Source organism: Streptomyces sp. SID5910, from assembly GCF_009862125.1.
Lineage (GTDB): Bacteria > Actinomycetota > Actinomycetes > Streptomycetales > Streptomycetaceae > Streptomyces.
This window is the reverse complement of record NZ_WWHX01000283.1, coordinates 1-6211: the sequence shown is the minus strand read 5'-3', so window position 1 is coordinate 6211 and position 6211 is coordinate 1. Positions and strand designations below refer to the sequence as shown.

The window sequence follows — 6211 nt, the reverse complement described above, 5'->3', positions numbered from 1 at the left end:
TGCTGCTCGAAGGCCGAGTAGGGCTCCTGGGCACCGGAACCGGCGGGCTGGTGCCCGTTCGGCCGGTGCCCGTTCGGCTCCGCGTAGGACTGGCCGGCGTAGCCGCCGTTCGCCGAGTAGCCGTCGCCCTGGGGCAGTCCGCCGTTCGGCGCGTAGTACTGCTCCTCGTACGACGCCTGCTGCGGCTCCTCGTACGCCTGCTGCTGATCGGCGTACGCCGACTGCTGGTCGTACGCGCCGGTCTGCTGCTCGTCGTAACCGCCCTGGCCCTGACCGTAGACCGGCTGCTGACCGGTGAACTGGTCCTGGTATCCGGTGCCGTCGGCGCTCTGGCGGCCGTCGTGCTCCGCCGGGCCGGGCAGCTCGGGCTGCGCCTGGGCCTCCAGGGCCGCACGGCGCTCCTCGCGCATCAGGGAGCGGCCGACGGGGTCGAGCTCACGGATGTCGTCGGGGACCTCCGTGTAGCGGCTGTCGTCGAAGCCCAGCTCCGCGGCGGTCCGCATGGGCTGGCCGACCTGGCCGAAGCTCTCGCCCCGGAACTCCTGCTCGGGGATGATCTGCGAGACGGTGAACTCGTCGCGCTGCGGCTGCTGCTCGCCGCCACCGCCGTGCGTGATGGCGTCCGGGAGCATGACCAGCGAGGTGGTGCCCGCCTGCTCGCCGGAGGGGCGCAGCTGGACGCGGATGCCGTGCCGGTCGGACAGCCGGCCGACCACGAACAGGCCCATGCGCTGCGAGATCGCGGCGTCCACGGTCGGCGGGTTGGCCAGCTTGTGGTTGATGTCCGCGAAGTCCTCGGCGGTCAGGCCGATGCCCTTGTCGTGGATCTCGACCATCACGCGGCCGTCGGGCAGCCGGGTCGCGGTGACGCGGACCTTGGTCTGCGGGGAGGAGAACGTGGTCGCGTTCTCCAGCAGCTCGGCGAGCAGGTGCACGAGGTCGGTCACGGCGCGGCCGTGGATCTCGGCCTCCGGGACACCGGACAGCTCGATGCGCTCGTACTGCTCCACCTCGGAGGAGGCGGCGCGCAGCACGTCGACCAGCGGGACCGGCTAGTCCCAGCGGCGGCCGGGCTCCTCGCCGGCGAGGACCAGGAGGTTCTCGCCGTTGCGGCGCATACGGGTGGCGAGGTGGTCCAGCCGGAAGAGGTTCTCCAGCTGGTCGGGGTCGGCCTCGTTGTTCTCCAGGTCGGTGATCAGGCTCAACTGGCCCTCGATCAGCGACTGGTTGCGGCGCGACAGGTTGGTGAAGATCGCGTTGATGTTGCCCCGCAGCAGGGCCTGCTCGGAGGCGAGCCGGACGGCCTCGCGGTGCACCTGGTCGAAGGCGCGGGCGACTTCGCCGATCTCGTCGGTCGAGGTGATCGGGATCGGCGCCACCCGGGTGTCGACCCGGCCGGGGTCGGTGCGGGAGAGCTGGTCGACCAGCATCGGCAGGCGCTGCTCGGCGATGCCGAAGGCGGCGTTGCGGAGCTGGCGCATGGAGCGGCTCATCTGGCGGGCCACCATGCCGGCCAGGATGAACGCGGCGAGCAGCGCGATCACGACCGCGGCACCCGTGATGTAGGCGTCCTGCTCGGCGTCGTCGGCGATGGCGGACGCCTCGTCCACGGCCTTGTCGGCCAGGTCCGTCTCGATCTTCTCGTAGGCGTCGAACTTGAGGGTGTTGACCGCCCACCAGTTCTCCGGCGTGATGCCCTGCGCGGCGAGCGCGGCCCGGGCACTGGCGTCCGTGGAGTCCAGACCGGCGAGCTCGGAGATCATGGTCGTCGGGTTGGCCGGCGGCGGCACGTAGTCCGGGTCCTTGGCCTTGGCCTCCTTGGCCATGGCCGCGCCGTCCTCCTTGAGCTTCGCCTCGGCGTCCTCGAGCTTCTGCGCGTCCGCCTCGGTACCGCCGCCGATGTACTCCTCGATGGCGATGCGCTCGAGGTAGGCGTAGGAGGAGAGGGCGACGCGCTGGCTGGCGAGGTGGCTCGGCTCCGGACCCGGCTTGACCAGCATGTGCATGCCGATGGACCGCTCCAGCGAGAGCGCGGCCTTGGTCAGGGAGATCGCGTAGACGGTGCGGCCGTAGGAGGTGATGTTGCCGGTGCCCAGACCGAGCTCGTTGGCGAACTCCATCAGCGGGTGGGCGATGCCGGTGTAGCCCTCTTCGGTCTCCACGCCCTTCAGCTTGGCGGTGTAGGCGGTCGTGCGCAGCGTCTGGAGCTTGGGCTCCTGCTCGCGGAACACCTTCAGCCGGCGTTCCAGACCGGCCTTGCCCGGCATGGCCTGCGCGGCCTCGTCGAAGTCGTCGGCGGCCTCGTCCGTGGCCTTGCGGGCCTTGACGACGGTCTCGTCCTTCTCGTCCTTGCCCTGGAGCAGCGGCGCGGCGGTGACGTCACGCTCGTTGTAGAGGGCGTTGGCGTAGCCCAGGGACGCGCGCACCAGGCGGGCGGTGCTCTCGGCGTCCTCGGCGTCCTGCCAGGTGTCGATCGAGCTCTTCACCTGGAAGCCGCCCATGACGAGGCCGACCAGCACGGGGATGAGCAGGATCGCGTTCAGCCGCGTGGTCACCCGCCAGTTGCGCGGGGAGAAACGGCCGCCGCTCGGGGCGGGCGCGGCCGTAGGTTCCGCAGCGGGCACGGGGGCGGGCGCCGCTGTGCGCTGCGGCGGGGTGAAGTTGCCCCGGGCCGATGGCTCGGGACCGTTATTGCTTCGCCTCACTCGACCAACAACCTCTCGGCGGTCGGCACCTACGTCGTGCCGCTGTGTATCAGCGCCCAGTCCGTCATCGAGTACGTGCTACTGCTGAGTACGTCTTTGACCATTGGGCAGTTCTCGCATTCCAGCACGACGACCTGCGCTCTTCCAAACAGTGGAACGAGGGGGTTACACGTGATGTAAGCCCTAGATAAAACGGTCATAAAGAGCGAGGCCCGCCAAATGACGGGGCCTTCGTGCGCGCAGCGACACCGATCGACCGCGAGGTGTGTCGGTACCACCCGATTCCTCTGCCGAAACGTTATGAACGCCGGAGCCGGCCGTGTCAAAGGACACAGCCGGCTCCGGTACGTCTACGACAACTGCCGTAGTTCCCTGCCGACTTGGATCTTCGAGCCCGGGAGCTGTCCGGGCCCTACCGCAGGCGTGCCATCAGCGCGTGCTCCACCAGCGTGATCAGCGCGCTCTTGGCGTCGGCCCGGTGCCGGGCGTCGGTGGTGATGATCGGGGTGTCGGGGCCGATCTGAAGTGCCTCGCGCACCTCGTCCGGGGTGTACGGCTGCTGCCCGTCGAAGCCGTTGAGCGCGACGACGAACGGCAGGCCGCTGTTCTCGAAGTAGTCGACGGCCGGGAAGCAGTCGGCCAGCCGGCGGGTGTCGCACAGGACGACCGCGCCGATGGCACCGCGCACCAGGTCGTCCCACATGAACCAGAAGCGGTCCTGTCCGGGCGTGCCGAACAGGTACAGGATCAGGTCCTGGTCGAGCGTGATGCGGCCGAAGTCCATGGCGACCGTGGTGGTCGTCTTGCCCCCGGCGTGCGTGAGGTCGTCGATCCCCGCGCTGGCGGAGGTCATCACGGCCTCGGTGCGCAGCGGGTTGATCTCGGAGACGGCGCCCACGAACGTGGTCTTGCCGACGCCGAAGCCGCCGGCCACCACGATCTTCGCGGAGGTGGTCGCCCGGCCTCCGTCAGAGCTTGCGAAGTCCACTGAGCACCCTTTCGAGCAGTGTCACGTCCGGCGCACCGCCGTTGTTCTCGTCGCCGCCCGGCTGGTGGATGGCGACGAGTCCGGCCTCGGCGAGGTCCGCGACGAGGATCCTGGCCACCCCGAGCGGCATCGACAGCAGCGCGGACACCTCCGCCACCGACTTCACCTCGCGGCACAGGTGGCAGATGCGCTGGTGCTCGGGGAGCAGCCCCATGAGCGCTGCCGGGTCGGCCGTCGTACTGATCAGCGCCTCGATGGCGAGCTGGTAGCGCGGCCTCGTCCGGCCGCCGGTCATCGCATACGGACGTACCAGCGGCTGGTCGCCCTCGTCCTCGTACGGCTCCGCGTACGGATCATGAGAGGCGGTGGGCGGGGTCATGAATCCTCCGGGCGGGACAGCAGGTTGGTCAGTCGTGCCGTCTGACGAGGCCGGTGGGGGGATTGTGGCGGCCGGACGGTGATTTGGTGAGACGGGTGGTGCCGGGGCCGATCAGTGGAGCAGACTGCCTTGCAGTTCGGCGCGCAGGTCCGGGGTGAGGACCGCGCCCGCGCGGTCGACCAGCAGCGCCATCTCGTAGCCGACGAGGCCGATGTCGCACTCCGGGTGCGCGAGAACGGCCAGGGACGAGCCGTCCGAGACGGACATGAGGAAGAGGAACCCGCGTTCCATCTCCACGACCGTCTGGGCCACGCTGCCGCCCTCGAAGATCCGGGACGCCCCGGCGGTCAGCGAGGTCAGCCCCGAGGCGACCGCGGCGAGCTGGTCGGCGCGGTCGCGCGGGAAGCCTTCCGACATCGCCAGAAGAAGTCCGTCGGCGGACACGACGACGGTGTGGGACACCCCTGGGGTGTTGTCCACGAAATTCGTGATCAACCAGTTGAGGTTCTGTGCCGCCTGGCTCATCGGGCTCAACTAACGCTCCTGCTGGTGAGTGGGCCGCGGGTAGCTGCCGGTCTGGTTGGTACCGGCCTGACGGCCCTGTGCGATTCCCCGACGGAGATTGGTCAGCCGGCCGCGCACCTCGTCGGGTGCGCGCGAGACCTGCGGACCGTTCTGGTGCGACTGCTGCTGCGCCGTGCCCGGGACCAGGTTGGCCCGGGGTACCCGGCGCGGCAGACCGGAGGTGGTGACTCCTCCGGCCGCGGGCTGCCGGACGCGTTCGGCCTGCCGGACGAGATCGTCGTTCGGCGAGCTGCGCCAGGCGGAGCCGGCGGGCCGCTGGGGGGCCGCCGGGGTCTGGGGCTGGGCCTGCGGTTCGGCGGCGGGAGCGGGAGCGGGGGCGGTGTTGTCCGTCCCCTCCCGGCGGTCGCCGTGGAACCAGTTGGTCTCCAGCGTGTCGTACAGCGGCGTGCGTCCGTCGCCGGGCCCGGAGGCCGGCGGCAGGGCCCAGCCGTCGGCCGGCCGCTGCGGGGCCGGGGCTCCGTGGCCGGGCTCCTGGTGGGCGGGACGCTGCTGCGGGGCCGGCGGACGCGGGGCGCCGAAGTCGCCCGCCGCGTGGCCGCCGTTGACCTGCGAACGGTCGAACTGGCCGGTCGCGGCCGGGTCCTGACGGTCCGGCAGACGGTGCTGTCCGGTCTGCTGCCCGGCCGGGCCCTCGCCGTACGCCGGGGCGCCCGGGAACTGACCGGTCGAGGCGGGGTCGTGCGGACCCTGCTGCGCCGGCTGTCCGCCGAACACGTCCGAGCGGACGAACGGGCCGCCGTCGTGCTGCGGCGCGGCCGGCTCGGGCCGCGAGAACTGGTCGTCGCGCGGGGCGTTCACGCCGTACGGGTCCGCCGCGGGCCGGGCGAACTGGCCCGTGCCCTGCGGGTCGTCCCGGCGCGGCGCCGGGGCGTCGAAGTCCGGTCGGGCGAACTCCGCCGTGGCGCCGGGACCCTGGGGGTCACCGTGCCGGGGGACGGCCGGCATCTGGGCGGTCGCGCCCGGACCCTGCTGGTCGTCGTAGCGCGGCGTCCGGTCCGTCCGGGACGAGTCCGGCTCCTCGTGGCCGCGCGGGGCGTCCAGCGAGGCGCGGGGCACCGGCGGCTGCGCGTTCTCGTCGCTCCAGCTGGGCACGCGGGGCTGCGGGTTGTTGCCGCCGGGCAGCTCGGCCCGCGGACCGCCGCGCGGCGGCAGCTGCGGACGACGGCCCTGCTCGGCATCGCCGTTGCCGTTGTTCTTGCGCTTGCCGCGCTGCGGGCGGCCACCGAAGGCGTCCTGGCCCTGCGGGGCGTTCATGCCCGCGGCCTGGAGACCCTGCGGAGCACCGGGCGTCTGACCGGCACCCGCACCCGCGCCGGCCGGAGCCGGGCGACCCTGCTGGTTCGGGCCCTGCTGGTTCGGACCCGCCGGGGACTGGGGTCCGCGTGCGCCACCCGGAGCACCCGGGCGACCGCCCGCGTCCCGGCCGGGCAGCGCGGCCCGCGGCCCCTGACCGGCGCCGAGCCGGCCGCCGCCCTGGGCACCGCCGCCGAGAGCACCGCCGCCACCGCCGAAGGCACCGCCTCCGAAGGCGCCGCCACCGCCGAGCGCGCCGCC

At 72.1% G+C, this 6211-nt stretch carries 3 protein-coding genes and 2 pseudogenes; all 5 read right to left on the bottom strand.

From position 1 onward, the window contains the following. Positions 1-2705: pseudogene (locus tag GTW67_RS09725) on the bottom strand (HAMP domain-containing sensor histidine kinase); the annotation flags it as partial. A 412-nt stretch (positions 2706-3117) separates the two neighbouring features. Further along, the gene (locus tag GTW67_RS09720) at positions 3118-3693 is read right to left on the bottom strand and encodes a GTP-binding protein (RefSeq protein ID WP_161164401.1); all 576 of its coding nucleotides are present in this window, start codon (positions 3691-3693) and stop codon (positions 3118-3120) included. Next, positions 3674-4072: a DUF742 domain-containing protein gene (locus tag GTW67_RS09715; protein ID WP_003997626.1), complete on the bottom strand. Its 399-nt coding sequence runs from the start codon at positions 4070-4072 to the stop codon at positions 3674-3676. Before GTW67_RS09715 ends, GTW67_RS09720 begins: the two co-directional genes overlap by 20 nt. 111 nt (positions 4073-4183) lie before the next feature. Next, positions 4184-4597 carry a roadblock/LC7 domain-containing protein gene (locus GTW67_RS09710; protein ID WP_003993189.1) on the bottom strand — a complete coding sequence of 138 codons (414 nt, stop codon included), beginning with the start codon at positions 4595-4597 and terminating at the stop codon, positions 4184-4186. 9 nt (positions 4598-4606) lie between these two features. Beyond that, a pseudogene (locus GTW67_RS09705) lies at positions 4607-6211 on the bottom strand (nitrate- and nitrite sensing domain-containing protein); the annotation flags it as partial.